This window comes from Oceanobacillus neutriphilus, from assembly GCF_014645515.1.
Lineage (GTDB): Bacteria > Bacillota > Bacilli > Bacillales > Amphibacillaceae > Oceanobacillus > Oceanobacillus neutriphilus.
This window is the reverse complement of the sequence record NZ_BMLW01000008.1, coordinates 247,846-274,010: the sequence shown is the minus strand read 5'-3', so window position 1 is coordinate 274,010 and position 26,165 is coordinate 247,846. Positions and strand designations below refer to the sequence as shown.

Annotated in this window: 27 protein-coding genes and 1 riboswitch; of the genes, 8 read left to right on the top strand and 19 right to left on the bottom strand. The window is 38.5% G+C overall.

Going from position 1 to position 26,165, the window contains the following annotated elements:
- Positions 1-122: 122 nt before the first annotated feature.
- From efp to IEX29_RS14950, 3 genes are all read right to left on the bottom strand, one after another.
- Entirely contained in the window at positions 123-680 is a 558-nt protein-coding gene (gene efp, locus IEX29_RS14960) for an elongation factor P (protein WP_188735159.1), read from the bottom strand.
- Between the two features lie 18 nt (positions 681-698).
- Complete coding sequence (locus IEX29_RS14955) at positions 699-1,760, bottom strand: M24 family metallopeptidase (RefSeq protein ID WP_188735158.1); 1,062 nt, start codon at positions 1,758-1,760, stop codon at positions 699-701.
- Positions 1,761-1,846: 86 nt separating this feature from the next.
- Positions 1,847-2,353 (bottom strand): YqhR family membrane protein, encoded by a 507-nt coding sequence (locus tag IEX29_RS14950; RefSeq protein ID WP_229720233.1) that lies wholly within the window; start codon positions 2,351-2,353, stop codon positions 1,847-1,849.
- A 261-nt stretch (positions 2,354-2,614) separates the two neighbouring features.
- On the opposite strand from IEX29_RS14950, the gene IEX29_RS14945 reads away from it, so the two are divergent.
- A complete protein-coding gene (locus IEX29_RS14945; protein WP_077601340.1) occupies positions 2,615-2,992 on the top strand; it encodes an SA1362 family protein in 378 nt (125 codons plus the stop codon).
- 181 nt (positions 2,993-3,173) lie between these two features.
- Here IEX29_RS14945 and IEX29_RS14940 read toward each other — a convergent pair whose 3' ends face one another.
- Complete coding sequence (locus IEX29_RS14940; protein WP_188735157.1) at positions 3,174-4,064, bottom strand: patatin-like phospholipase family protein; 891 nt, start codon at positions 4,062-4,064, stop codon at positions 3,174-3,176.
- A gap of 138 nt (positions 4,065-4,202) precedes the next feature.
- Positions 4,203-4,622, bottom strand: a complete 420-nt coding sequence (gene mntR / locus IEX29_RS14935; protein WP_188735156.1) for a transcriptional regulator MntR — start codon at positions 4,620-4,622, stop codon at positions 4,203-4,205.
- Between the two features lie 419 nt (positions 4,623-5,041).
- On the opposite strand from mntR, the gene IEX29_RS14930 reads away from it, so the two are divergent.
- Entirely contained in the window at positions 5,042-6,016 is a 975-nt protein-coding gene (locus IEX29_RS14930) for an ABC transporter ATP-binding protein (RefSeq protein ID WP_188735155.1), read from the top strand.
- Positions 6,003-6,776, top strand: coding sequence for an ABC transporter permease (locus IEX29_RS14925; protein WP_188735154.1), 774 nt, complete (start codon positions 6,003-6,005; stop codon positions 6,774-6,776). The genes IEX29_RS14930 and IEX29_RS14925 overlap by 14 nt, the downstream gene beginning before the upstream one ends.
- A gap of 53 nt (positions 6,777-6,829) precedes the next feature.
- Here the strand turns inward: IEX29_RS14925 and IEX29_RS14920 are convergent, their stop codons facing one another.
- Positions 6,830-9,394: a vitamin B12-dependent ribonucleotide reductase gene (locus IEX29_RS14920; protein WP_188735153.1), complete on the bottom strand. Its 2,565-nt coding sequence runs from the start codon at positions 9,392-9,394 to the stop codon at positions 6,830-6,832.
- Between the two features lie 422 nt (positions 9,395-9,816).
- On the opposite strand from IEX29_RS14920, the gene IEX29_RS14915 reads away from it, so the two are divergent.
- The gene (locus IEX29_RS14915; protein WP_188735152.1) at positions 9,817-10,191 is read left to right on the top strand and encodes a rhodanese-like domain-containing protein; all 375 of its coding nucleotides are present in this window, start codon (positions 9,817-9,819) and stop codon (positions 10,189-10,191) included.
- 188 nt (positions 10,192-10,379) lie between these two features.
- Here IEX29_RS14915 and gcvPB read toward each other — a convergent pair whose 3' ends face one another.
- Genes gcvPB through gcvT form a run of 3 tightly spaced genes read right to left on the bottom strand, consistent with a single transcriptional unit; the run spans position 10,380 to position 14,321 of the window.
- A complete protein-coding gene (gcvPB, locus tag IEX29_RS14910) occupies positions 10,380-11,840 on the bottom strand; it encodes an aminomethyl-transferring glycine dehydrogenase subunit GcvPB (RefSeq protein ID WP_188735151.1) in 1,461 nt (486 codons plus the stop codon).
- Positions 11,833-13,182: an aminomethyl-transferring glycine dehydrogenase subunit GcvPA gene (gene gcvPA / locus IEX29_RS14905; protein WP_188735150.1), complete on the bottom strand. Its 1,350-nt coding sequence runs from the start codon at positions 13,180-13,182 to the stop codon at positions 11,833-11,835. The genes gcvPB and gcvPA overlap by 8 nt, the downstream gene beginning before the upstream one ends.
- 35 nt (positions 13,183-13,217) lie before the next feature.
- Positions 13,218-14,321: a glycine cleavage system aminomethyltransferase GcvT gene (gene gcvT, locus IEX29_RS14900; RefSeq protein WP_188735149.1), complete on the bottom strand. Its 1,104-nt coding sequence runs from the start codon at positions 14,319-14,321 to the stop codon at positions 13,218-13,220.
- 327 nt (positions 14,322-14,648) lie between these two features.
- Positions 14,649-14,738: riboswitch (glycine riboswitch) on the bottom strand.
- Positions 14,739-14,875: 137 nt separating this feature from the next.
- Between gcvT and IEX29_RS14895 the strand changes: the two genes are divergently transcribed.
- Positions 14,876-16,543, top strand: coding sequence for a DEAD/DEAH box helicase (locus tag IEX29_RS14895; RefSeq protein WP_188735148.1), 1,668 nt, complete (start codon positions 14,876-14,878; stop codon positions 16,541-16,543).
- Positions 16,527-17,312 carry a YqhG family protein gene (locus tag IEX29_RS14890; protein WP_188735147.1) on the top strand — a complete coding sequence of 262 codons (786 nt, stop codon included), beginning with the start codon at positions 16,527-16,529 and terminating at the stop codon, positions 17,310-17,312. Before IEX29_RS14895 ends, IEX29_RS14890 begins: the two co-directional genes overlap by 17 nt.
- Positions 17,313-17,397: 85 nt before the next feature.
- On the opposite strand, the gene IEX29_RS14885 is transcribed toward IEX29_RS14890, so the two are convergent.
- Positions 17,398-17,571, bottom strand: coding sequence for a DUF2759 family protein (locus IEX29_RS14885; RefSeq protein ID WP_188735146.1), 174 nt, complete (start codon positions 17,569-17,571; stop codon positions 17,398-17,400).
- Between the two features lie 142 nt (positions 17,572-17,713).
- Between IEX29_RS14885 and IEX29_RS14880 the strand changes: the two genes are divergently transcribed.
- Complete coding sequence (locus IEX29_RS14880; protein WP_188735145.1) at positions 17,714-18,343, top strand: MBL fold metallo-hydrolase; 630 nt, start codon at positions 17,714-17,716, stop codon at positions 18,341-18,343.
- A gap of 80 nt (positions 18,344-18,423) precedes the next feature.
- On the opposite strand, the gene IEX29_RS14875 is transcribed toward IEX29_RS14880, so the two are convergent.
- From IEX29_RS14875 to comGA, 8 genes are all read right to left on the bottom strand, one after another.
- Positions 18,424-18,666 (bottom strand): DUF2626 domain-containing protein, encoded by a 243-nt coding sequence (locus IEX29_RS14875; RefSeq protein WP_040985302.1) that lies wholly within the window; start codon positions 18,664-18,666, stop codon positions 18,424-18,426.
- Between the two features lie 137 nt (positions 18,667-18,803).
- Positions 18,804-19,172 (bottom strand): hypothetical protein, encoded by a 369-nt coding sequence (locus IEX29_RS14870; RefSeq protein ID WP_188735144.1) that lies wholly within the window; start codon positions 19,170-19,172, stop codon positions 18,804-18,806.
- Positions 19,144-19,611 carry a competence type IV pilus minor pilin ComGF gene (gene comGF / locus IEX29_RS14865; protein ID WP_188735143.1) on the bottom strand — a complete coding sequence of 156 codons (468 nt, stop codon included), beginning with the start codon at positions 19,609-19,611 and terminating at the stop codon, positions 19,144-19,146. The genes IEX29_RS14870 and comGF overlap by 29 nt, the downstream gene beginning before the upstream one ends.
- The gene (locus IEX29_RS14860; protein WP_188735142.1) at positions 19,562-19,900 is read right to left on the bottom strand and encodes a hypothetical protein; all 339 of its coding nucleotides are present in this window, start codon (positions 19,898-19,900) and stop codon (positions 19,562-19,564) included. Before IEX29_RS14860 ends, comGF begins: the two co-directional genes overlap by 50 nt.
- Positions 19,884-20,315 (bottom strand): competence type IV pilus minor pilin ComGD, encoded by a 432-nt coding sequence (gene comGD / locus IEX29_RS14855; RefSeq protein WP_188735141.1) that lies wholly within the window; start codon positions 20,313-20,315, stop codon positions 19,884-19,886. Before comGD ends, IEX29_RS14860 begins: the two co-directional genes overlap by 17 nt.
- Positions 20,302-20,607: a competence type IV pilus major pilin ComGC gene (comGC, locus tag IEX29_RS14850; protein ID WP_188735140.1), complete on the bottom strand. Its 306-nt coding sequence runs from the start codon at positions 20,605-20,607 to the stop codon at positions 20,302-20,304. Before comGC ends, comGD begins: the two co-directional genes overlap by 14 nt.
- Positions 20,608-20,619: 12 nt before the next feature.
- A complete protein-coding gene (locus IEX29_RS14845) occupies positions 20,620-21,660 on the bottom strand; it encodes a type II secretion system F family protein (protein ID WP_188735139.1) in 1,041 nt (346 codons plus the stop codon).
- Positions 21,629-22,627, bottom strand: coding sequence for a competence type IV pilus ATPase ComGA (gene comGA, locus IEX29_RS14840; RefSeq protein ID WP_188735138.1), 999 nt, complete (start codon positions 22,625-22,627; stop codon positions 21,629-21,631). The genes IEX29_RS14845 and comGA overlap by 32 nt, the downstream gene beginning before the upstream one ends.
- 151 nt (positions 22,628-22,778) lie before the next feature.
- Between comGA and IEX29_RS14835 the strand changes: the two genes are divergently transcribed.
- The gene (locus IEX29_RS14835; protein WP_077601320.1) at positions 22,779-22,970 is read left to right on the top strand and encodes a YqzE family protein; all 192 of its coding nucleotides are present in this window, start codon (positions 22,779-22,781) and stop codon (positions 22,968-22,970) included.
- A gap of 1,177 nt (positions 22,971-24,147) precedes the next feature.
- Here the strand turns inward: IEX29_RS14835 and IEX29_RS14830 are convergent.
- Entirely contained in the window at positions 24,148-26,085 is a 1,938-nt protein-coding gene (locus IEX29_RS14830; protein WP_188735137.1) for an LTA synthase family protein, read from the bottom strand.
- Positions 26,086-26,165: the final 80 nt, after the last annotated feature.

Below are 26,165 nucleotides of genomic sequence, written 5' to 3'. Positions count from 1 at the left end.
TTTGTAAATACCACAATTACGGAGAAATGCTGAAGGATAATAATTCGGAGGTTACAACTGCTGTTTCTATTTTTCCGCAAAAAAAAGCAGCCTGCTTTAAGCAAACTGCTTGTTCTATTAAATTATGCTCTGGAAACATATTTTCCATCAGCTGTGTTAATAACGAGAACATCACCTTCATTAATAAAGAAAGGAACTTGTACAGTATGTCCCGTTTCTAATGTAGCCGGTTTTGAACCGCCGCTTGCTGTATCACCTTTAATTCCAGGTTCTGTTTCTGTTACTTGAAGTTCAACGTTGTTTGGCAGATCGACGCCGATAATTTCACCCTGATAGGTAACAACGGAGACTTCCATATTTTCTTTAATAAATTTCAATTGATCTTTAATTTGGCTCTCAGGAATTTCAATTTGTTCATAAGTAGCTGTATCCATAAACGCATGAGAATCACCGGAAGCATATAAATACTGCATTTTATTATTCTCAATATGTGCTTTTTCTACTTTTTCACCACCGCGGAATGTTTTTTCCTGAATATTTCCGCTACGCAGATTACGAAGCTTAGAACGGACAAAAGCAGCACCCTTACCAGGTTTCACATGCTGGAATTCAAGAACCTGCCAAATATCATTGTCTACTTCAATGGTTAAACCTGTTTTAAAATCATTTACTGAAATCATATTTTTTCCTCCTATACCTTATAGCTGTATAAATTCTTTTGGAGCAAATGTCAGCCGCTCATTACCGCTATCAGTAATAACGATATCATCCTCGATACGACAGCCGCCTAATCCTGGAACGTAAATTCCCGGTTCTACCGTAACTACCATCCCTGTTTTTAAAACCGCTTCAGACCGGGTTGATAATCCAGGGCCCTCATGTACTTCCATTCCTAAAGCGTGACCTGTTGAATGACCGAAACGTTCGCCAAATCCTTTTTCCGTAATATAATCCCGGGTTAAAGCATCTGCCTCTTTCCCAGTCATACCTGGTTTAGTTCCTTTTACTCCACGAAGGTTCGCCTCTAATACTATATCATAAATTTCGCGTAACTCTACAGAAATTTCTCCAACAGCTACCGTTCTTGTAATATCAGAGCAATATCCATCATATAATGCACCATAATCCAGCGTCACAAGCTCGCCTTCCTGGATTTTTTTTGTTGATGCCACACCGTGAGGCAGAGCTGAACGCAAGCCTGACGCAACAATTGTATCAAAGCTTGAGGAGGTCGCTCCCTGTCTGCGCATAAAAAATTCCAGTTCATTCGATATATCAATTTCCGGCACACCAGGCTGGATAAACGATTGAATATGTGCAAATGCGTCATCTGCAATTTTTGCAGCTTTTTTCATAATCGCTAATTCATCAGCTGTTTTAATCATGCGTAATGCTTCAATAATTCCTTCAACCGGAACTAATTCTTGAGAAAATTGACTTTGATACGTTTCAAATTGGCTATAAGTCGTATAATTTTTCTCAAAGGCCAGTTTCTTTACACCCAGCTTGTCCATTTGATCGGAAATTTCTTGAACCATACCTTGTTTATGTTCCACAATTTCAAATGCTTCCGCCTGTTCAGCAGCTTGTTCTGTGTAACGAAAATCCGTAATAAATATAGCTTTATCCCCTGTAACTAATGCCGTCCCTGCTGTGCCGGTAAAATTAGTAATATAGCGTCTGTTATAAGGACTGTCAATGATTATTGCGTCTACTTTATTCTCTTCTAATTTTTCACGTAAGCGATCAATTTTTGTCAAAAAACTTCATCCTCTCCAAAATCTCAAGTTTCATAAGTAATTTTATCATATATATACTACTTTGAATAACCTCTGATAGGAAAATTCTAGCTTTTTTCAATGATATCTTTTGTCTGCTTAGAATCCATATAGTCATAAGAAATGGAATAACCGATAAATGTTCCATACAAAATAAATAAACAAATTGTTGTGATCCATGTATTCATTGACCACTCCATTACAGCAGGAATACCGCTAAATATCGGATGAAATAAAATGAACAGAACCACCCATAAAATAAAGCCGTAAATCATTCCCGCCCACATATATTTTATTTTTTTGAGAATCAGATAATAAAGGTAAGCAGTAAGTAAGGAGACAACCCCTGCCAGAATCGTTGTAAATAAGATACCAAGCCATGTATCTGTCCATGCTGCCGACACCCATGAGGTCAGCAGATAGAATTTCGGAGTAACCTCCAGAAAATTGAAATAATACATGGCACTTCCAAGTAAACTAAAAAGGACTCCTCCTATAAAGCCTGTGTACATCGATTTTTTTAATACAGATTCCTCATTGTCCTTTATTTCCTGTTTCTTTGACATACGTCTCATTATCAAACACCTCCATTATCTAGTATGACCAAATAATAAAATGAGTATGATTGAATAATCCTTTCAAAAAAACTGCGGGAATATTTTTTATGAAAAAGGGAATAAATAATTAACAGGTAAGTAAATTTTCGCGTGTTGTAGTAATTTCTATATTGCTCTAAGGACATCGGCGAATTTTGTAGAAGGTCCTTAACAGGCATACTCTAGTAAGATATGGTAAAATATAAGTAGAATACAATGTGTGAGAAAGGAGGATTTCAATTGAGAAATAAAGTAGTATCTATTTTTGTCTACTTGATAATTGCTTTTGCGGCATTTGGTTTAATTTCACAGTTATTTGGAAATACAGCTGCATTTTTATCAAGGCTATTGATTTCGATTGGAATAGGGGCAGCTATTTTTGGATTGGTTTATTTCTTTCTCATACGCAGGCAGCAGCCTTCCGGACGGCAGCAGAATAATATGAAAAAATACAAACAGGCTGTAAAACAATCCAAATCAAAGTATGGTCATCAAAAATCCGTGACAACTGCCAACAGTCAAAAGCCGGGCCAAAAGAAAAGAAGTCCTAAGAGAGCCAGTCATTTGCGGGTTATTGAAGGAAATAAATCGAAGAAAAAGAACCGTGTTTCTTCTTAAACAGACTTATAAATTACAAACTTTAAAGGAGCTTAGAGGTTAAGCTCCTTTATGTGTATCTGTATTTCCGCCTACGTAAGTATGAAACACTTCAGGTATCCTTACCAGCAAAACGCATTCGAATTTGAATGCGTTTTTATCTGCAAACTGTTCATTTAATTCTCCCACTCTCCGAAAAAACTTAACCGCTCCAGGTGCGTAAAAAGTTTTCACTGGATTCTTTCCCTATTTGCCGCAGTTTTTCTCTGCTTTCCTCTGTAATATCAAAATTCATGGAGCTTACTTCAGGAGTAGGCACAAAAATAATATGATTTGCCTGTGATTTCGATATATAACGGTTATCATGCGCCTGCTTCATTGTTGCAAAAAGACGTGGAAACATATTAAGGGCATTTCGAATTTTCCGTGGTTCCATGGATGTTGATGGTTCTGTTAATTTCACGCCGATTACCGGACGGGCTTTCTTTTTCTCATCTTCAGAAAAAATCCATAATGGAAAATTGCTTAGTAAACCACCATCTACGATAACGCTTATTTCATTATTTTTACCTTGGATTTTTTTTGGCATAAAAAAATAAGGAAATCCTGCACTCATGCGGATAGCAGCCGCAACCGAAAAAGTATCTGCCTGCAGCCCGTAAACTCTTTCTAAATCATCCGGGATAACTACCAATTTCCCCAGAGATAAATCACTGACAACCACTTTTAGCACACCTGGTTTTAAATCACCGAATTGATATACATTCTGCCTGGCTAATGCTTCTCTCAGCCACGCTTCCAGTTTCTCTCCTTTGTATAATCCTAATTGATAATAGAGAAATAACCACTTTGTCACCGGCAGTACCCTTGATAACCATGGTGGATCAGCTAATTTCTCAACATCTAATGTGTTCATTAATTCTTTAATATCCTTATAGTGATACCCTGCAGCCAGAAATCCTGCTATAATCGCGCCTGCAGAAGTCCCGGCAGCTCGTTCTACCTGCAGATTTTTCTCTTCCCAGGATTCTAACACACCAACATATGCAAACCCTTTCACTCCCCCGCCAGAAAATACAGCATCAATTTTCATGATATCGCTCCATCCCTTATAGTGCTTATTGATTTATACGTTTACTGGCTTGTTTATTATGCTTTTTTGCACTTCAGAGATGGAGATCATTAGCAGTTTTCAAGCACAAAAAAACCAGTTACTCCTAAGAACAACTGGCTATGCTTTATTCGTTTCACTTATTTTCTGCAGATCATTGCGCCGCTTCTCATCTTCTTTAAAATAAGCGACAACGTCTGCTATCCTGTCAATGGAGTTCCAGCTTAGATGATGTTCAATCCCCTCAACATCATTATATATCCGCTCTTCATCCACTCCGATTAATTCCAGAAACTCTTCTAACAGTTCATGCCTGAAAACAAGCCGTTCCCCGATTTTCTTTCCCTTTGCCGTTAACACAAATCCCCGGTACTTTTCATAGTCTAAGTATTTGTCCTTGTCCAATTTTTGTACCATTTTTGTAACAGAGGAAGGGTGCACATCCAATGCTTCTGCAATAGATGAAACTCTGGCATATCCTTTTGCTTCAATTAAATTATAAATAATTTCAATATAGTCTTCCATACTTGGTGTAGGCATAAAAAGCTCCTTTCTTTATAAGGAAGTCTTCAAAGCATATTCTGCTTTCTTAGAATCCTATATACTATGCAATGCAAGTTCTTAAGTGAATATCTTCGTTGAGACACGGGTACAGGACTGCGTTTGACGGCCTGTTAAAACTGCAGCATTTATGCAAATAATTATAGCACCTTTAATAAGAAAGTTAATTTTTTTTATCAAAGGAAACTTTTTTTCTAACTTAATCATAGCTGATTTTCCCATAAAACTCAAGTTATTATCCTTTTCTTAGTATGCGTCCCTTCTCTTTTCTATTATACAGTTTGGAATATAATATCGAAACACTATCTACATCTTAAGGCGGAGCAGATTTCCTTCGTCAGATTGTTGTTGGTATTTTTGACAATTGCTAAGATTATGTCATAAGGAGGAGGAATACAGTGGAGAAAATTATTGAGATTAGTAATTTAACTAAAACCTACCGTAAAAGAAAATCAAGAGAAGTTATTCAAGCTGTAAATGATGTTGATTTTAATGTTTATAAAGGAGAGATACTTGGATTATTAGGACCGAATGGAGCGGGCAAGACGACCACTATTAAATTAATCTGCGGTTTGCTGTACCCGGACAGCAGTGAAATAAAAATCAAAGGGATACCGAATACGGATAGCCGCTTAGAATCTTTACAGTATATCAGTGCCGTTCTGGAAGGAAATCGTAATTTATACTGGCGGCTTACGGTCAGAGAAAATCTGGAGTATTTTGCCGGAAACAGAGGCAGATCAAGAAAGGAAGTTAAAGAGGAGATTGATAAATTACTTCAAATGTTCCGGTTAAAGGACAAAGAAAATGAACTGGTAAACAGGCTTTCACGTGGTATGCAGCAAAAATTAGCCATTGCTGTAGCGATGCTTGCTAATACGGAAGTAATGCTTTTAGACGAACCGACTCTGTGTCTGGATGTGCAAACAGGGCTCGAGGTCAGAGAGATCCTGAAATCGATTGTTAGTAATTATCAGCGTACAATTATCATCAGCTCTCATGATATGGATGTTATCCAGGATATTTGTGATCGTACCGTAATTATTAATCAGGGAACAGTTGTTATCGATCAGCGGGTCGATGAGCTGATAAAATTATTTGAAGTCCGCTCCTACCGTCTGACCTTAACAGAACCACTCTCTCTTGACCAGCAAAAGGCAATTTCAACACGCTTTCCGACAAATGAGTATGTGGAGGATCAAGCATACAGCTACCTTACTGTACAGCTGGAAAAAAGCGAGGACATTTATCAGATTTTTCAGGTATTGCAATTAAATCGCACTCCTATTGATTCGATTGACAGGAAAGCGATTCGATTTGATGAAGTATTTCTAAAAATTATACAAGGAGACCACCAATATGCAATGGATTAATTTATTTCTTGCTAACCTGTGGAAGGAATACCTGGAGATGAAACGTTATCTGCCAAATACCATCGCTCTTGTCTTAACGTTTTACTTTATCTTTTTAGGATTATTCGGGGTCATTCACTTTTTTGGAGACCCGTCGACACAGGATGTTAATATTCAATTTGTTATTGTTAATTATATTTTCTGGTTTTTGGCGCTTAGTGTCATTCAAATGTTCGGTTTTGAAATTGTCAATGAAGCTATACGCGGAACGCTTGAACAATTATCTATGTCACCGATGGGTATCTGGCGTATTTTAAGCACAAGATTGATTGCCAGTACCATTATTTACGGAATCATCATATTTGTTTTGTTAATTATTACGATGCTGACTGCGGGCCAATGGCTTAATATTGATATTTTATCTATTTTTCCTATCTTTGTTTTAACTGTTTTCGGGATGTATGGTGTCGGATTAATGGTCGGCGGACTGGCAATTGTTTATAAACAGATCCAGGCATTCCTGCAGATTCTGCAATTTCTGTTGGCAGGGCTGACTTTTATTCCGCTTGCTGCATCTCCATTTATGTATTTCCTGCCATTTGTTATTGGTGTTGATTTAGTCAGAGATATTATGATTGGCGGACAGACATTAATAGATATCGGCTGGCTTCCATTAACTATTTTATTTATAAATGCTTTTGTTTATTTTATCGCCGGTCTGCTATTTTTTAATTACTGTGAACGCATGGCTATGAAAAAGGGATTGCTCGGCCAATATTAACACATATATCAAAAGGAGAGCAGTTCAATCTCTGAACTGCTCTCCTTCTTATTTTACAATCCACATTTCAATTGTGCGCCGCAGCTGGTACAGGTATTACAGCCGCCGATGTCCTCGACGCTTCCCTCCCGGCAGACCGGGCAGGTATCGCCAACTTCGGAACCAATAGTTACATTTGTTTTATCTAATTCCTGAATGGTATCCATAAGAACGATTTTCTTATCCTTTTCTTCATCCGGGAATAATTCTGTTTGCTCCCCTACTTGATTATCCTCTGCTTTTAACGTCAATACTTGAGAATCTCTGCTTCCGTCAACATAGACTGTACCGCCTTTGGCACCGCCATTATAAAGACGTCGATAAACGCTCTCTACCTGATCAACGGTATATCCTTTCGGCGCATTTACCGTTTTGGATATAGAGCTGTCCACCCAGCGCTGTATCACACATTGTGCATCAGCATGTGCTTCAGGACTCAGGTCCATTGCAGTTACAAACCAATCTGGTAAAGGCTTGTCCGCTGCTTCGGGATGGTCTTGTAAATATTCCTCTACAATATCCGCTTTTACTTCAATAAACTTCCCTAATCTGCCGCTTCTAAAGTAAGAGAAGGAGAAGTACGGCTCCAGGCCCGTACTTACTCCGACCATTGTACCTGTACTTCCAGTTGGAGCTACAGTCAACAGATGCGAGTTACGGATACCGTGTGCCAGTATGCCCTCCTGAATATCTTCCGGCATTTTTTGCATATAACCTGTTTGGATAAAACGTTCACGTAATGCTCTTGTTTCTTCCTCTGTTTCTCCAACTAAAAACGGGAAGCTTCCTTTTTCTTTTGCCAGTTCTATGGAAGTCCGGTAAGCTGTTGTTGCAATAATTTCAAATACTTGGTCAGCAAGCTTATTTCCTTCTTCTGAACCATAGGCAGTCTCACAATAAATTAATAGGTCATGCAGTCCCATAACCCCTAAACCAACACGCCTCTCCCCTAATGCCTGTTTTTTATTTTCGGCCAGAAAATATGGTGTTGCATCAATTACATTGTCCTGCATTCGAACCCCAGTCTCAACCGTATCCTTTAATTTTTCTACATTCACCGTTTTTGTTCTCTTATCTGCCATTTCCGCTAAGTTGACAGCAGCTAAATTACAGACAGAGAATGGTGCAAGCGGCTGTTCACCGCAAGGATTGGTTGCGACAACCTGCTGGCCGTACGCTTTGGCATTTGTCATATCATTCGCATTATCAATAAAGAAAATACCCGGCTCTGCTGAGTACGTTGCACAAATATTAATCAGGTTCCACAGTTCTTTTGCTTTCACTTTGCGGTACACTCGAACGCCGTAGCCCATTTCTTCCCATTTACGGACATCTCCAACCTCGTGCCACTGTTCATTGTAAGCTTTCATTTCTTCTGCTGTGTAGTTCTCTACATCTGGGAAACGCAGCGTATAATAGCTGTCCTCTTCCACTGCCTCCATAAATTCTTTGGTAATACAAACAGAAATATTCGCACCTGTCAGGAAGTCAGGATTATGGACAGAATAAGTTCCCCCATCACGCAGCTGGTCATTGGCTTTTTTCATTGCTGCATCCGTAAATCCTCCCTGTCCGGGTATTGCTTTATAGTTGACAATCCCTTGATATAAATCAAATTCGGTTTCAGTCAGCGGGGTAAATTTTAATTTTTCTCTTGCCAGCTGCTTAATCTGTTCATCATCTGTATTTTCTATTAAATAACGTAAAATACGCGGATTTTGCATTTTAGAAATAATAAATTCAATAATATCCGGATGGGAATCAACGAGCATAATCATTTGCGCACCACGTCTGGAGCCGCCTTGTTCCACCAGATTTGTCAATTTAGCTATATCGTCCAGCCAGGAAACACTGCCTGAAGATTTTCCATTAACTCCTCTTGCCAATGTGTTCCGCGGTCTTAATGTGGAGCCATTTGTACCGACACCGCCGCCACGTGACATAATCTCCATTACCTGTTTCCGATGATCCGAAATTCCTTCACGGGAATCCTTTACAAAAGGCATAACATAGCAATTAAAGTATGTTACATCCGTCTCGGCACCCGCTCCATATAACACACGGCCTGCAGGAATAAAGTTCAGGGAAGCTAATTGCTTGTAGAATGCTTCATAGGATGCAGCCTTTCTTTCGTCTGTTTCCTCGACCGCTGAAAGTCCAGTCGCATTTCTTTTGGCAATTTGTTCATAATAAATTTCCAAAGGTTTTTCGATAACATCAAGAGAACGCGTAATAATACCGCTTTCTCTCTCTTCTTCCTTATCTAATACGCCAATATAATCTGATTCGACAGCTACTTCCGCCTTGTTTTCTTTCCAATTAATATCTATAATAAACCCGAGACCCCGTGCAGGGAATTTAGGATCTGCTTTTACCGTCAAAACGACAAAATCACCTTTTTTTAATGTTTTCTTCTTCGTATCTTTAAAAGCATATCGATCCAGCATTACCAATCTGGACACTCCCTGATGGGTAATGTACATTTCTTCTGTAATTGGGTGTACTGCTTCGAATTTTTTAATATCTTCATTAAGCGCCTCTATATTAATCTGTCTTAATGATTCCAAATGAATAGTCAATGTTATCGCTCCTTGTCAACTTACGATTGATTAATTATTATTTTAGCACACTCACTGCCCAAAACACAATATATAGTATTAATTTCATGATTCAGACACAATATACAGTTAATTATCAGAATTGCAAGGACTCTTTATTAAAAGACTGTTATTTTTTTATTCCCTTAAAATGGATGGGAAAACCTCTCCTTCATCGAAATTAACAGTTGTAACTCAACTTTCGCACCTAAGAATAAACATATAAACCTAGCTGTTCCTATGGATAGGAAGTTACTTTTTAATGTGCGAAAGTTGAGGTTGTAACATAAAAAATGACTATTTTTTTATAATAAATGAATGTTTCACAAATAAAAACTTTGAAAAATAAAAGGGCTGCCCATATAATGAATATGTAGAATATAAAGATAGACGGGGGAAACAAAATGACATTTTTACTTATTGCTTTAGTTGTTCTGCTTGCGGTTTCTATTTTTCGCTTTTATAGACAACGCACTTATCTAAACGTACTGACAGAAGACCAATTTCGGGAAGGTTATCGCAAAGCACAGTTAATTGATGTTCGTGAGCCGCAGGAGTTCGAAAGAGGCCATATCCTGGGAGCTCGTAATATTCCAGTAACACAGATGAAACAGAGACTTGTTGAAATGCGCAAGGACAAGCCTGTATACCTGTATTGTCAAAATAGCAGCCGTTCCGCCAGAGCTGCGCAGCTGCTGCATAAAAAAGGATTTAAGGAAATTTATCAGCTGAAGGGCGGATTTAAAAAATGGACTGGAAAGATTAAAACGAAAAAATAATCTTTTTCACTGCCCCAAAAATGATAAAATTGTTTGCGAGCAGCAGACTATATTTATAAAAAGCCATCAAGCACGGATTCAAGCGCACTCCAATTGCATATATAACGTTAAAAGCTGATTCAGAACAAATCTGAATCAGCTTTTATTATTGCATATTTACTTTTTCAGCAGACAGCAGCTCTCCAGCTTTATTCTTCTTCATATCGCAGCACCGGTTTACGGGCAGCTGTAGCTTCATCCATCCGTTTTACAATTGTATTGTGTGGAGCTTCTTGAACAATCTCCGGATTTTCTTCTACTTCTTTTGCAATATGGATCATGGTATCAATAAAGGAATCCAGCGTTTCTTTAGACTCCGTTTCTGTCGGTTCAATCATCATTCCCTCTTCCACATTTAATGGGAAATAAATAGTTGGCGGATGAAAATCAAAATCCAACAGCCTTTTTGCCATATCTAATGTGCGTACACCCAGTTTTTTCTGAATGCTTCCTGATAGTACAAATTCATGCTTGCAATGCTGCGGATAAGGCATTTGAAATGCTTTTTCCAGTCTGCGCATCATATAGTTCGCATTTAACACAGCATATTCACTGACTTTCTTCAGCCCTTCTGCACCCATCGTCCGGATATACGTATACGCACGTAAATTAATACCGAAATTTCCGTAGAACGGTTTGACACGCCCGATAGATTCTGGTCTGTCATCATCGAAGCTGAAAGTGTCATTGTCTTTAATAATCAGTGGTTTTGGCAGATAAGCAGCCAGCTCTTCACTGACTCCAACCGGGCCTGAACCCGGTCCTCCGCCTCCGTGCGGACCTGTAAATGTTTTATGAAGATTTAAATGCACCGCATCAAATCCCATATCTCCAGGCCTTACATAGCCCATAATCGCATTTAAATTGGCACCATCGTAATAGAGCTTTCCGCCAGCTTCGTGAACAATAGACGCCATCTCTAAGATATTTTTTTCAAATAAACCTAATGTATTAGGATTAGTAAGCATTAATGCAGCTGTATCTTCTCCGACGACACGCCGTAAATCCTCCAGATCCACGAGACCCTGTTCATTCGATTTAACTGTCACAGCTTCAAACCCTGCTACTGCTGCAGATGCCGGGTTTGTTCCATGGGCTGAGTCCGGCACAATTACTTTTGTCCGGTGATGATCTCCATTTGCTTCATGAAACGCCCGGATCATCATTAATGCTGTCCATTCTCCCTGTGCGCCGGCAGCTGACTGCAGAGAAACCTCATGCATGCCAGTAATTTCTTTTAAAGATTCCTGTAAATCGTAAAGCATTTCTAAAGCACCCTGTACGGTGCCCGGGCCCTGATATGGATGAATATGACTGAACCCTTCCAGGCGGGCAATATCTTCATTGATTTTTGGATTATACTTCATCGTACACGAACCAAGCGGATAGAAGCCGGAATCTACACCGTAATTACGGGATGCAAGTCCGGTATAATGGCGAATAATATCTAATTCACTAACCTCCGGAAGCTTTGGCGGCTCTTTACGAATATAAACGTCTCCTAACTCTGCTTCCAGATCAAAGGATTCGACTTCTAACTCCGGCAAGCTGTAGCTCGTTCTACCTTCTTTACTTCGTTCAAATAATAATGGAAAATTTTTATCAGACATGCATATCCCCCAATTCTTTCACAAGTTGATCAATTTCTTGTTTTGTACGAATTTCTGTCACAGCAACGAGCATCTGGCCTTGATATGCCGGGTTAATCTTCCCTAAATCGAATCCGCCAAGGATGCCTTTTTCAAGCAAAGCAGCATTCAATTTTGTAATATCCTGATTCAGTTGAATCACAAATTCATTGAAGAAAGAACCTTCGTAAACAACAGTTATACCGTTTTCCGCAAATTTCTTTTTCGCATAACGGGCCTTCTGCATGTTCATTTCAGCCATTTTCCGTATTCCGTGCTTCCCGATAGAACTCATTGCAACAGAACTCGCTAAAGCATTCAGTGCTTGATTGGAGCATATATTGGATGTTGCTTTATCTCGGCGGATATGCTGCTCACGTGCCTGCAGAGTCAGCACATAGCCTCTTACACCATTTTCATCCTGTGTCTGTCCGACTAAACGTCCGGGAACTTTCCGCATTAATTTCTTTGTTGTCGCAAAGTATCCACAATGTGGTCCGCCGAATTGCGCCGGAATTCCAAACACTTGCGTATCACCAGTTACAATATCTGCTCCAAATTCTCCAGGAGGAGTCAGGTACCCTAAAGCCAGTGGATTGCTGGATACAATCAGCATCGTTTTCTTTTGATTTTCCAGCAGCTTCTGAATAGCATCCATCTGCTCGATCTGTCCAAAAAAGTTGGGATATTGAACAACAACACCTGCTATATCATCATGAAGCTGTTCCTCTAAATGAGTGAGATCTGTTTTTCCGTTATTTAATCTTATCGGGATAATTTCAATTTCCTGTCCTTTGGCATATGTTTGAATAACCTGCTGATATTCGGGATGCACAGCATCTGAAACCAATACCTTCTTTTTCTTCGTCTGGGCTGCGCTTAAATTTACAGCCTCTGCTAAAGCCGTTCCTCCATCATACATAGAGGAATTCGCAACTGGTAAACCTGTCAGCTCAGAAATCATTGTCTGAAACTCAAAGATAGCCTGCAATTCGCCCTGAGAGATCTCCGGCTGGTATGGTGTATATGCTGTGTAGAATTCAGGTTTAGAAATAACATGATCGACAATGGACGGAATATAATGATCGTACACACCAGCTCCAAGAAATGAGACAACTTCCTTGGTGGAGATATTTTTGTTTGCCATCGCTGTCAGTTCTTTCGTTAACGCATATTCATTCATAGGCTGCTTTAAATCCAGCTCTTTTTGTAAACGGACGCCCGCAGGAATATCAGCAAACAGCTCATCTGTATCCTTTATCCCTATTGCTTTCATCATTTCTTGTTTATCTTCACTTGTCATCGGTAAGTAACGGAACTCCATCTTTTTTCCCCCTTAATTATTACACCGGTAAACGATTATCTGCGGTAAAATGGTGTTTTAACAACCTTTGCTTTTAAGCGGCGCTTCCTCACCTGAACCTCCAGCTCTGTTCCAATCTCTGCAAATTCAGATTGAATCAATGCCTGTCCAAGATTTTTATTCAAAGTCGGTGACTGTGTACCTGAAGTAATAAAACCAATTTCCGTGTCACCATGATATACAGCATAGCCATGCCGCGGAATACCTTTATCAACCATTTCAATCCCTGCAAGCTTTCTCTTCAATCCAGTATCCGCTTGTTTTTTCAGAGCTTCTTTACCAGTAAATTCTGCTTCTTTGTTTAGTTTAACAGCAAATCCTAATCCCGCTTCCAACGGCGAAATATCAGGTGCTAATTCCTGACCATATAATGCAAGGCCTGCTTCAAAGCGCAGCGTGTCCCGTGCCCCTAATCCGATAGGCTCGATTCCTTCCTCTTTTCCTTTTTCAAGGAGGAGACTCCACAAAGCTTTGCCGTTTTGCGAATCAAGATATATTTCAAAGCCATCCTCACCGGTATAGCCTGTTCTGGAGATTAAAGCTTCTCCGGTTATCCCTTCAATGACAACACCTTTTTTAAATCGGAAGAAAGATATGTCATTCAGTGGTTCTTTTACAACCTTCTGTAAAATCTGCTCTGCTTTTGGTCCCTGCAAAGCTAATTGTGCATAATTTTCCGAAATATTTTCCAAAGTAACCTTAGAGTTGGAATTATTTTGTTTCAGTAACCATTCAAAATCTTTTTCTGTATTTGCGGCATTTACAACAAGCAGGTATTCATTTTCTGCAAGCATATATACAATTAAATCATCTACTGTCCCGCCATCCTCATAGCACATAATCGTATATTGCGCTTTGTTTGGGACAAGCTTTGTAATATCGTTTGATAGCGCAGTCTGTAAAAAGTGAGTACTTTCCGGGCCGCTTACTAAAATTTCCCCCATATGGGATACATCAAACAGGCCGGCTTTTGTCCGGACAGCTTCATGCTCTTCTTTTATACTTGAAAATTGAACCGGGAGATCCCATCCGCCGAAATCAATCGTCTTGGCAACTTTTTCATAAGCCGGGAAGATTGGAGTACGCTTTAATTCACTCATTTAATTCTCTCCTTTTTTAAGGTTGGTTAAGGTGCTGATGAAACGAATAAATACATTTTTTGCATAAAAATAGAGACTCCTCCTAAAAGAAGTCTCTGTCCTCATACCAGAAAGTTGCATATCCACAGTTAACATAAAATTCATTTTTGCAATAAATGAATCAGACCCCAAGCATCAGCTTACATTCCTCATCCATACTTATTGGAACAGAATAACAGCATGCTTTTACAGACTGGTAAAATGTGAATACTTGCTTCGTGGGTGGTTAATAAGCTTTTAGAGAAAAAAACATCTCTCCCTGTTACTTATAAACGCTCTCCAGAGTTGCGTCCTACAAGAGTCTTTTTGCCTGAGAGATTCGCTCTTAACTTGCTCCTTCGGCGTTACATAAACTGTAAGCTCTCCCCTTGTGTTCATCCGCTGATTTAATATATTGATGTTGGTTATACTATGTATATGTTAGCAGGAAAATCTATTTGACAAAAGTATATCATATCTCTTTGAAAAAGTAATTGAAAAAACCATATTTTATTGAAAGGGAGTGAATCAAATATATGGATTCTATTCAAATTCGGCAAGATAATCAATTTATAAACGACTTGGAATCAGCTTTTCGTGATGAAAACGATTTAACAAATTGGGAGCTTTTCCGTATGGCTTATCAGGCTGTAAACGTAACAAAGAGGCCCTCATTTAAAGGGTTGCAGGCATTGGAATATTTACCTCATCTGGATATATTGGATCACCAGCTGCAAACAGCTGAGCAGGTGCTGGAATCCATGCATGGGCGTGCTATTTTAGCAGATGAAGTAGGACTTGGAAAAACCATTGAAGCAGGTCTGATTTTGAAAGAGTATATGGTGAGAGGTTTAGTAAAAAAAGCATTAATTCTTGTTCCTGCTTCTCTCGTTAATCAATGGGAAAAAGAATTAAATGATAAATTTCTAATTCCGGCCATTGCCTACCGGAAAAATTACAGCTGGGAGGACAATCCAATTATCATATCCTCTATCGATTCAGCAAAACGTTCCCCGCATCGGGAAGCTATCTTGAACCTGGACTATGATTTTATTCTGGTAGATGAAGCGCATAAATTAAAAAATGAACAGACGAAAAACTATCAATTTGTACATGAATTAAAGAAGAAGTATTGTCTTTTATTAACTGCTACTCCTGTTCAGAATAAACTATTAGAATTATTTAACCTTGTCAGTCTCTTAAAGCCGGGACATTTAGGAAATTATAAAACCTTCACGGAGAAATACGGAAAAGACCGCAAAAAAATGGAGCAGGATCCTTATCTGAAGAAACTTGTTCAGCAGGTGATGGTCCGTAATACAAGAAAAGAAACAAGCTTAAACAATTCAAAAAGAAAAATACAAACCATTTGGACTTCCCTTCCAGAAAACTATGAGAAGGTTTATCAGCAGTTAATGGAGCTATCCTTTGGAATGGCTGCATTCGCTAAAATCACCTATTTACGTGAATTCTGTTCCTCGAGAGAAGCTTGTTTTACTTCCTTGGTAAAATTGGGTGCTGATGAAAATAATACGGCTATTCAAGATGTGATAGAAAATATTGAACAGCTGGACCAGCATCCGAAAGCGGAGAAATTGGTTGAACAGATCAAATTGCTGAACGGGGAAAAAGTTATTGTTTTTACAGAATATCGTGCTACTCAATATTATCTGCAATGGTATCTGCAGCAGCATGGCATCTCATCTGTTCCCTTCCGTGGAGGCTTTAAAAGAGGAAAGAAGGATTGGATGAAGCAATTATTTAAAGATCATGCACAAGTACTTATCGCTACGGAAGCTGGTGGTGAAGGAATTAACCTGCAATTTTGCCATCATTTGATTAACTATGATTTACCTTGGAATCCAATGCGGCTGGAGCAGCGGATTGGCCGTATTCACCGTTTCGGCCAGGAGTCAGATGTGCATATTTATAATATTGTTACAAAGCAGACCATTGAAGAGCATGTTCTGTCCATGCTTTACGAAAAAATTCATTTGTTTGAGAATGTTATCGGTAATTTAGATGCCATTTTAGCAGAGTTAAAAGTAGATAGTATGGAGAAGGAAATAGAATCCATCTACCAGGAATCCACTTCGGCCGGAGAGGTACGTATTAAGCTTGATAACCTGACCTCCGTGATTGAGCAGGCAAACTTTGAAATTCAGAATAATGAGGAGCAATATAAAGATGGAACAGCAAATTGATTTATCAGATTTTCTCATCAACTACTTTGAAACAAAGCAGTGTACAATACTTTCTAAGAATGACGGGCAAATCCACATCCAGCTGAACGAAGAAATGGACAGGGAAATAATGAACCGCCCCTTCTACTGGCATTATATTAAAAAAATGGGACGGGAAGGAGAACCTCAGAAGCTTCGTCTGATTACAGACAAAGAAAAATCAAATGAGCCCGGAGAATGGATTCACTTCGGCAGTCCCAGACTTCATCAAATTATGAATAAACTGATAGAAAAGGAGCGCTATACCAGATTATTCGAAAAGGTTCAAGCATCAGAAAACACACCGCTGTATCCCTGGCTTGTGATTAATATAAAAATCAGCTATCAGGGAGCCCGGCATAGGGACGAGGTGTTTTCTGTCGGCCTGCAGCTGCTTCATGGCCATATGGCTTTAAATATGATGGACTCTCTGGAGGAAATAGCGCTTGAAAGATCGATATCCGATTATTGCTATACGCTGTCACCGATGATAAATCCAAAATCCGGCTTTATCCGTATTCAGAATCTCCTGCTGCAGCACGTACAAAATCAAGATAATTCCTGGGCTGCCGAGTCTATAAAACAACTGGAAACAGATAAAGCGACATTAAAGCATTTTTACGAGAACGAACTTGATCATCCAAAATATTTAGAAGAGTTAGAGGCACTGGAAAAGCGGTTTAAGCCAAAGGTTATTTTTCAAGTTATTAATGGAGGGATTTTTTATTTAACGAAAGCAATGATGGACTAAAGTAAGTGCAGACCATTTTAATCGAAAGAGAAAATTAAAAAAGATTCTTTCTATTTTCAGCAAAATAGAAAGAATCCTTTTGTTTTTAGCCTACGATTTCTGAAATAATGGTTGCAACGGAGAAGAATCCAAAGACAACGGCAGTTAAAACAGAGAATAACAGCGCCAGTATATTTTTAAATTTTAACTGACGAATTACGGATACGACTGCTAATAGTGCAACTAGTAAAAATAAAATTCCTAAAACAATATGACCCATCCGAAATTTTCCTCCTTTTCAAGGTAACTATTCTTGTGTAAAAAGTCAGTATTTAATACTATGTAATTATCGTTAAACTATTTATATTTTATAGTATTTCCAAGTGTTTGTCGAGTTATTATAAAAGAATGGAGAGATGGATATGGAAATTATCGCAATGCCGGTAGGTTTAGTCCAGGCAAATTGTTATATCGTTTACAAAAAAGAAGAAAAAGACGCTTTAATTATTGATCCCGGCGGGGAACCGGAGAAAATAATGGAAGCTGTTGAAAAAAATGAGCTGAATGTAAAAGCAATCTTACTGACTCATGCACATTTTGATCATATCGGCGGTTTGGACAGTGTCCAAAAGTATACCGATGCACCAGTATATCTTCATAAAACAGAGTGGTCCTGGCTTGGAGAACCGAGATTGAATGGGTCAGCTAAATTAATGGGAGAGCCCATTACTGCTCAAGAAGCTGATAAAGAACTGACGGAAGGAACCTTGGAAGTTGGCGGTTTCACTATTAATACATTACATACGCCGGGCCATTCGCCTGGAAGCATCAGTTTTGTTTTTTCTAAAGAGAATTTTGCTGTTTGCGGTGATGTATTATTTCAGCAGGGAATCGGCAGAACAGATTTGGTAGACGGGGATATAAACGTCCTGGAAAACTCGATAAGAAATAAGTTATATCATTTGCCGGATGATTTAACCATTCTTCCAGGCCATGGCCCGGCAACGACGGTTGGCTACGAAAAGAAGAATAATCCCTTTTTTCCAGCATAGAAAATCATAATTGATTCAAGGCAGATAGAAAAGCGAAAAAAGACCAGCTGTAAAATACAGAAGGTCTTTTTTCGCTGTTTTTAATGTCCAAATCCAGGTACAAGGATAAACTCAGAATACCAAGTGTATCCAACAATAAATACCGTACAATATGCACCAAATAAGTACATGTACATACGTTCAGACAGCTTTAAGTAACTCAATGTAAGGAAAAACGCCGTTTGAACAAGGAATAATAGTGCAGTATTCAGCATGTCACCTACATAAAACATAACTGTAAAAATACCTGTCCAAAAGGCAAGAACACGAAACATGCGGTCCATGTCTTCCCCCTCCTTTATAGGTAACGTTCTCATAGTTATTATATACGAGCCGGATAGGATTGTAAACGATTCTTATATAGTTTGCCCCTGTATTAGAAATTTTATTATAAAGTAATGATAAATCCACTCAATTACTGTTAAGAAGCGTATCTGGAAAATTGATAAATATGGTCATTTCCAGTTTGTTTTATTTTATAAATGATATTTATTTTTTTATTTGTTTCTGCCTGAAAGATTACTTTAACTTCCCCCTGCGGAAAATGATAGCTGGTTTCATATGGTAAAGAAATATCCTGTACATCTATTTCTCCACTGACTCTTTTGTAAGCCATTTGAAAAAGTGTTTCCACCTCTATATCAGATAACTGATTGTCAGCTACTATTTTTGCTGTCTGATATTGATAAAGAAGAAAATGTAAGCAAAGAAATACAATAAGGATAACCCAAACGACATGGAATAATAAAAATCCCTGCTGGCTATGGATAAGTGTATAGTGTCTTTTCATAAACTTCCCCTGATTCCATGGTAATTGTTAAAAAAATAGTATTTGATTGTTCCTCAAAAATAGCATTAGAAACTTTGTGAAGATATATCTCATGGCCTTGTTCGTTTATTTGTCTGCGGATGGAAGTGTTATACTGACTGAAGCGGGCTGTTTTCTCGATATTATCACCTGGATCAATAAATCGGATATACAATCGATTGTCAGCTATATGGGCTGAAGAAGAAGAAATGATTTCGTTGCGTAATTGCAAAAATAATTGCTGTACCGATAAAGATTCCGTATAGGTCTGCTTTATTTGAAGTGTAGACAAGGCATAGTATACAAAAGGAAGTGTTAATACTAAGATTGTCATTGCAATTAGCATAGAAATCACAGTGAAGCCATTGGCGTTACTCCATAATTGCGTAAAGACATTTTTTCTCTGTCTGTTGTTTTGCATTAGTCCATTCTGCACATCCTTTCAAGTATTCTCCATCCAATGCAAAAGAAAACTCTGCAGATGTACGGTAAGGAGTTATTGTATATTCTGACGGATAAGATACCGTTCCAACCAGAGCTTCTTGCAGCTCATCATGTAATTTACTTGTAATTTTTAATCTTTCCATATTGCTGTACTGTTCTTTAGCAAGTAAGGTGAGCAGTGGCAATAGTATAGTGAGCATAGAGAATAAAAGCAATGATGCTATTAAAGTTTCAAATAATGTGAATCCTTTATCTTTCTTCAACATAAAATCTGCCTTTCCCAAACGGAAATACAATCCGATAACGATCTTCCCCAAAGCTGATTAAAATGGATTGCGGATTCTTAATAACACCGCCGACGGAGAATTCAATATCCTTCGGGAAAGGTGTATCCATAGAAAACAGCGGCGGATACTCCCGCCTGATCTCAGTAGAGTAGTTAAACAATATACTATAGCTATCCGTTGAAAAACTTAAGAGATATGGTTTGCCGCTTTCCTGTGTGCTCTTCTTATTCTGAAGATAAAGCACATCCATTTCTAATGTATCAAGAAAATGCCGGCTCTCCAGTTTATTAATCTGTTCTACCTGGTGTTTAGGAATGAGTAAAAGGATGACAGACAAGATGGATAATGCAAATAATGTCTCGATAAGCGTAAACCCCCGCTCAGTTTGAAGCATTTACTACACCATTAGAAATGGAAAGCTTATTTCCATTTGAGCATGTCTGCTGATCTTCATTAATATAACCAGTACTTTCAAGCTGCTCGAGACTGGATGGCATATTTCCAGTATCAATATGATAAGCATCCACCTGGGCCTGCACCACAGCGATTAACGCGTCACAGCCTTTGGAGTGGACATCCCCTGTCTTCTTCCCCAGATTCGGTATAATTAAAATCATGATGATAGAGATTACCATCAAGACGATTAACATTTCTATCAGAGTGAAACCCTTTTCACTTTTCAACATAAAAAAGCTCCTTCACATTGTATTCATTAATTCAAACATAGGCGACATCAGACTGATATAGATAAATATAATAAATGCGCCGATAATCGAGAAAAAAATAGGCTGAATATAGACAATTCTTTTTTGAAGCCGCTGATACATTGTATCAATCGAGATTTCAGCATAAATAGCTAAATCTTTTGCCAGGTTTACTGCATCCATATTAGAAGATAATATATCTGTCAAATGCCTGTCTAAGAAATTCATTGTATTCAAGAGTCCTTGAACGGATCTCCCCCTAAAATACTCTAACTGCATTTGCTTCGCATAATAAGAAATAATGGGCAGCCTGGTCTGTCTGGACATATAATGTAATAACTCCTTCATTGGCATTCCCGTCTGCAAGAGCGAACTGTATAAGGCAGCAAAATGAAAGGATGTTTGCCTCTTTACATAAGAGCGATACAAGGGAATCTTTCTATATAGAGACAGTTTTGTTTCTAAAGAAATCTTATTTCTTGAAAAGATCCAAATAACCACACCAAAGCTGAAAACAGCAACAAGAACAAGAATGGAATAACCAAGCCAGGAGGATAGAAAAATAACGGCTTGCAGCAGCATGGGAAGCTCACCAAACATAAGCTGCTGGAAGGAAGGGATAACACGTGCATAAATAAAAAATAATAAGCCGCTAAAAATAAATAGCAAAATAAGCGGATAACGGACTGTCTGCTGAAACTTACGCATGTAGTGGACATGCTGCTGGAATAATTGATGGCACTGCTCAATCCGTTCGGATATATTCGATTTTTCCCGTACAACAAAGAGATAGGAAATAATCGAATGATGAAAACCGGACTCATCCATTGCTTCATCCAAATGCTGTCCCGCTTCCAGCCCCTTTAAAATCTGACTGGAGGTATATTCTAACTCAGCATAATATTTCATTGCATTTAATGATTGAGTAAGTGTGAGACCTTTTGAAAGCATACGCTGCAAGATATGAAGAAATTGCAGCTGTGCAGCGATGGTTATTTTTTGATTATTGAGGGAAAATCGTTTGCGTAAAGCCATAAGCAAATGCCTTTCTTTGTAATTTTTTAAATTGCTGTGCTTCAGGTAAAGCCAGTAATGTACCGTCGATAGCTTCTGTCAGATGAACTCCCTCCATTAATTCTCCAATAGCGCTCCGTTGCTGCTTATTCTTTCTTGTAATCGGAATCAGTCGAAGAGCTCCGACGCCAATCAGGATTTGATGCAAATCAGCAGTTTTTATCCCCATTTCCTTTAAACGGAAAATAGTACCGACAGCATTTTTAGCATGCAGGGTGCTTAATACAAGATGACCAGTCAAAGCAGCCTCCACAGCGAATTTCGCGGTTTCTTTATCCCGGATTTCTCCCACCATTATAATGTCCGGATCATGACGTAAAGCAGCCTTCAGACCTGTGTGATAGGAAATGCCGGCATGTTCGTTAATTTGCACCTGCAAAATTTGATTTATTTTTCTTTCGATCGGGTCTTCCAGAGAAATAATTTGACAGGGTTTTTCCTTCATTTCCATTTCTAATAAAGAATATAAAGTAGATGATTTCCCGCTTCCTGTTGCTCCAGTTATCAGGATAAGTCCGGAATCATGATTCATCCACCTTCGCATTTGCTGTACTTGATTTGGAAAAAGAAATAAATGATCGAGCGGTAAGGTGTCATTTTGAGGAAGAAGACGGATAGCGATACTCTCTTGCTGATAATGAGGGAGAGTCGAGATACGAAGTGCATAGTCCCTTGATTCAAAACTCCAAAGCAATGTTCCTGCTTGAGGTTTTCTATTTTCACCAATATCCATATTTGCACTGAATTTAAAAAATGTTCTTAAAAGCTGATATTGTTTCGTTAGAATATTTCGGATAAAGGTACGTTTTCCGTGGATGCGAAAGTAGATTTCTGTTTGCTGTTCGTATGGATAAAAGTGGATATCAGAAGCTTGCTGTCTGACTGCAGACTGAAAGAGGTCGTCAGATAATTTTGTAACGTGATTCATTCACTCACCTCCCTTACAACTATTTCTGACATAATCTATAAGTTCTACATTTATTCTAATTCTCCTTCTTTTTTATTCAAAAGAATAGAATTTATTTTATCGTTAAAACTATAAGTAAAACTGCCTTGAAAAGGAGCATTAAAATTAACCCATGAAAAGTAATGACTATATTCGTTTTTTAACCGAAGAGATGATGAAATATATAAATTTACCTACAGAAGAAAAAAAAGAACGGAAACAAAAAAAGAAATCATCTAATCAACTGTATAGTAATAAATGGCTTGGTGTAATACCTTTCTCCATTCAATCCTGGTACTATAAAAGAAAAAATAGGCAGGACTGATCCGGTTATTTTTTGCTGCTTACTCAACTTTCGCGCTTGAGAATAAACATCTATACCTTACTATTCCAGGATGAACATATTCTTCATTATCATGCTTGCATTTTGTCATCGTTTTATTGAAAGGCAGATTGTGTATAGCTCCGCTCCGACCAACCACTACGCTTTCCGACGTACAAATGTTTCCGGTGGGACGAGTAATCGCAAAAGCTCTTCGGTGGGACGAGTAATCGCAGTCCCAGTCCCAGGACGTACTAGTGCAGACGTTGCAACAACTCTTTTCGATGGGGTGAGTAATCTTAGGCCCCAGGACGCCTGAGATCTTAGTCTGCCATGGGGACGGCTTTAGCTAACTTGAAAAGAAAACCGCTTTTCAAGTGGATCTTCAGCTCGCCCTGTTCCCATAGGAGTCTACGTGGTTGGTGTGCGCTCAGTTAGGCTTCCACAGCGTATGAAAGGAATCATATCCAGATGGAGTTAGATGAAATCATTGCTTTTTACTTGATGAAAAGATCATTTTAGTTTTTCAAATGGTTAATGTGACAATTGAAACGATGACACACGACACAGCATGAATAGTAAATATCAGGAATAGCTTACATGAGTAGAAAGTAATCGTGACACAACATTTTTATATGCACCACGAAAAATATGTTCTTTACTGGTCTAATTTCTATTTGCTCAGTTGTATTAAACAGTATAGAGACCCATTCTAGCGGAGGTGGACCGTTTTGACTCCTGAAAGAAAAGCGGAAAGCGTTGTTTAAAAACGTAACAACTGGACCGAAGCAACTGAGATAAAGGAATCATGCCCCTTTAGGGGTATGCCGACGTTAGGCTTCAGCCTGTTTTTAGTCGGCCTTCCTTTACTTTAAACCGATGTTGACTTTCACCCTCGGGGCATAAGTGCGGCGGTTTTGATGGGGCGAGTAATCGCAAAAGCTTTTCGGTGGGACGAGTAATCGCAGTCCCAGTCCCAACTTTACCTCTGTCTGCACCTGACGGCTTGCCATTCGCTAAGTCTTCTTTATCGTAGGGCGTGACGTGAAATCTCTAAAGTTTGGCGCTCGGAGCTGGACTCGGCTACTGTTCTATAAATAGTTATCCACAAGGCAATGATTCTATAATTTTATATGCTATAAAAAAACGGTACAGGCTTTGATCACCTGTACCGTTTCTTTTATTCTTCTTCATCTCCAAAGTCAACAAACCGGAATAAATCTCCGTAAATGATGGAATCAGAGTAAGAAAGCTCTGTATCTACTTTTTCTTGAATGGTATCACAAGCACTTTCTACCTTCTCTAATTCTTCACTTGCTTCTTCCTCGGAATCTGTTTCTTCTTCTACAGCCTGATCCATTAGTTCACCACTTTCACGATCATAGCAGGAACCGGCTGTTTTCACGAAATCATCACTGACAAAATCGCCATTACGCAATGCTACATAATCTTTTCTATCATCACTGAATAAATCATTACCAAAATAAATATCCTCACCAGAATCAATACCCAGCATATTCAGCATGGTCGGTTTCAAATCAATTTGACCGGCAATCTCATCCATTACTTTTCCGTTTCCATCTCCAGGAATATGGATAAATAATGGCACACGCTGTAATTGTACCTGATCATAAGGTGTGATTTCATCCTGATCTAAATACTGAGCCATCGCTTTATTATGGTTGGCACTTATTCCAATATGGTCACCCATAATGACAATAATGGAGTCTTCATACAGACCGGACTCTTTTAACTCATCAAAGAATTCCTCAATAGCCTCATCCATATAGCGGACGGTTGGAATATAACTGTTCAGTGTATTAGAATTAGAATCAAATTTATCAATCGTTGCGTCTTCCTCTTCTAATTCAAATGGGAAGTGATTCGTTAATAAAATCATTTTTGAATAGAATGGTTCATCCAAATCTTCCAATATTGGGATAGATTGTTCAAAGAACGGTTTATCCTTCAGACCCCATCCCACAGAATCTTCCGGTGTTACATCATAGGATTCTTCTCCAAAGAAGTTATCAATATTCAGGCTGTTATACATTGCATCCCGGTTCCAGAAGCTTTTATTGTTCGCATGCAGTACGTTAGAAGTATAACCGGCTTCTTTAATCATTTCATCGAAAGAATGGTATTCATTATTACCGTGCGTAAAGAACACTGCTCCACGGGATAACGGGTACAATGAATTTTCTACTAAGAACTCTGAATCAGATGTATTCCCCTGACCAGTTTGTTCGTAAAAGTTATCAAAGTAATACGTATCTTCATCCTGAGCTAATTCATTCAGAAATGGTGTAACCTCTTCTCCATTTACTTCACTGTTCATTACAAAATGCTGTAATGATTCTGCGTTAAGGAAAATGATATTTTTATCCTTCGCAACACCATTCATTTTTTCACTGGTCTCATGGTCTACATTTTCTTTAATGTATTCCTGAATTTCAGGAATTTCATTTCCATCTGCAAATACACGCTGTGATTCATTTTTAGAATGAACAACAACATCATATACATGATAGTTAAACAGACCAATATTTTTCACCAAATATTCACGGTCAAATCCGCGGGTGAAAAGCTGCGGTCTTTCCATTTCAGCTAAGAAAAAGTTACCCGCAAGCAAAACTAATGAAAATGCTAGGGCGCCTACCTTACCGCTTCTAGGGTACTGGACAGCAAGACTTCCTTCATATTTCTTACTTAGATACCAGATAATCGCAGCATCTACAAATATAAACAGATCCCATGGCTTAATTAAAGTCAGGATACTAGATCCTAAATCTGTCATATTGCTTCCCATAAATAATTGCGGGATTGTTATAAAATCTGTAAATTGGCGGTAGAATACAAGATTCGCCCAGATAAGCAGAGATGCCGCCAATGTAGCATACCGAATATACTTCATTTGTCTGGAAGACTTATTAAACCAGACTCCCAATGCCAGAATTAAAAATGCTGACACAAAAGGATTAATAAACAGAATTAATTCCTGCATGGAATTATCAAGTTCAATATTAAACACAAATCGGTAGACAATATAGGTTTTCAGTCCAAGAAGAAATGCTGCAATAATATAGAGCGGTATCCTCGGCTTTTTAAATCGTTTCATTTATATCCTCTCCTAAATAATAAAAACAGGAATGCTGATTTACTTTTTAATATACTACTTCCCATTTTATTAACTAATGT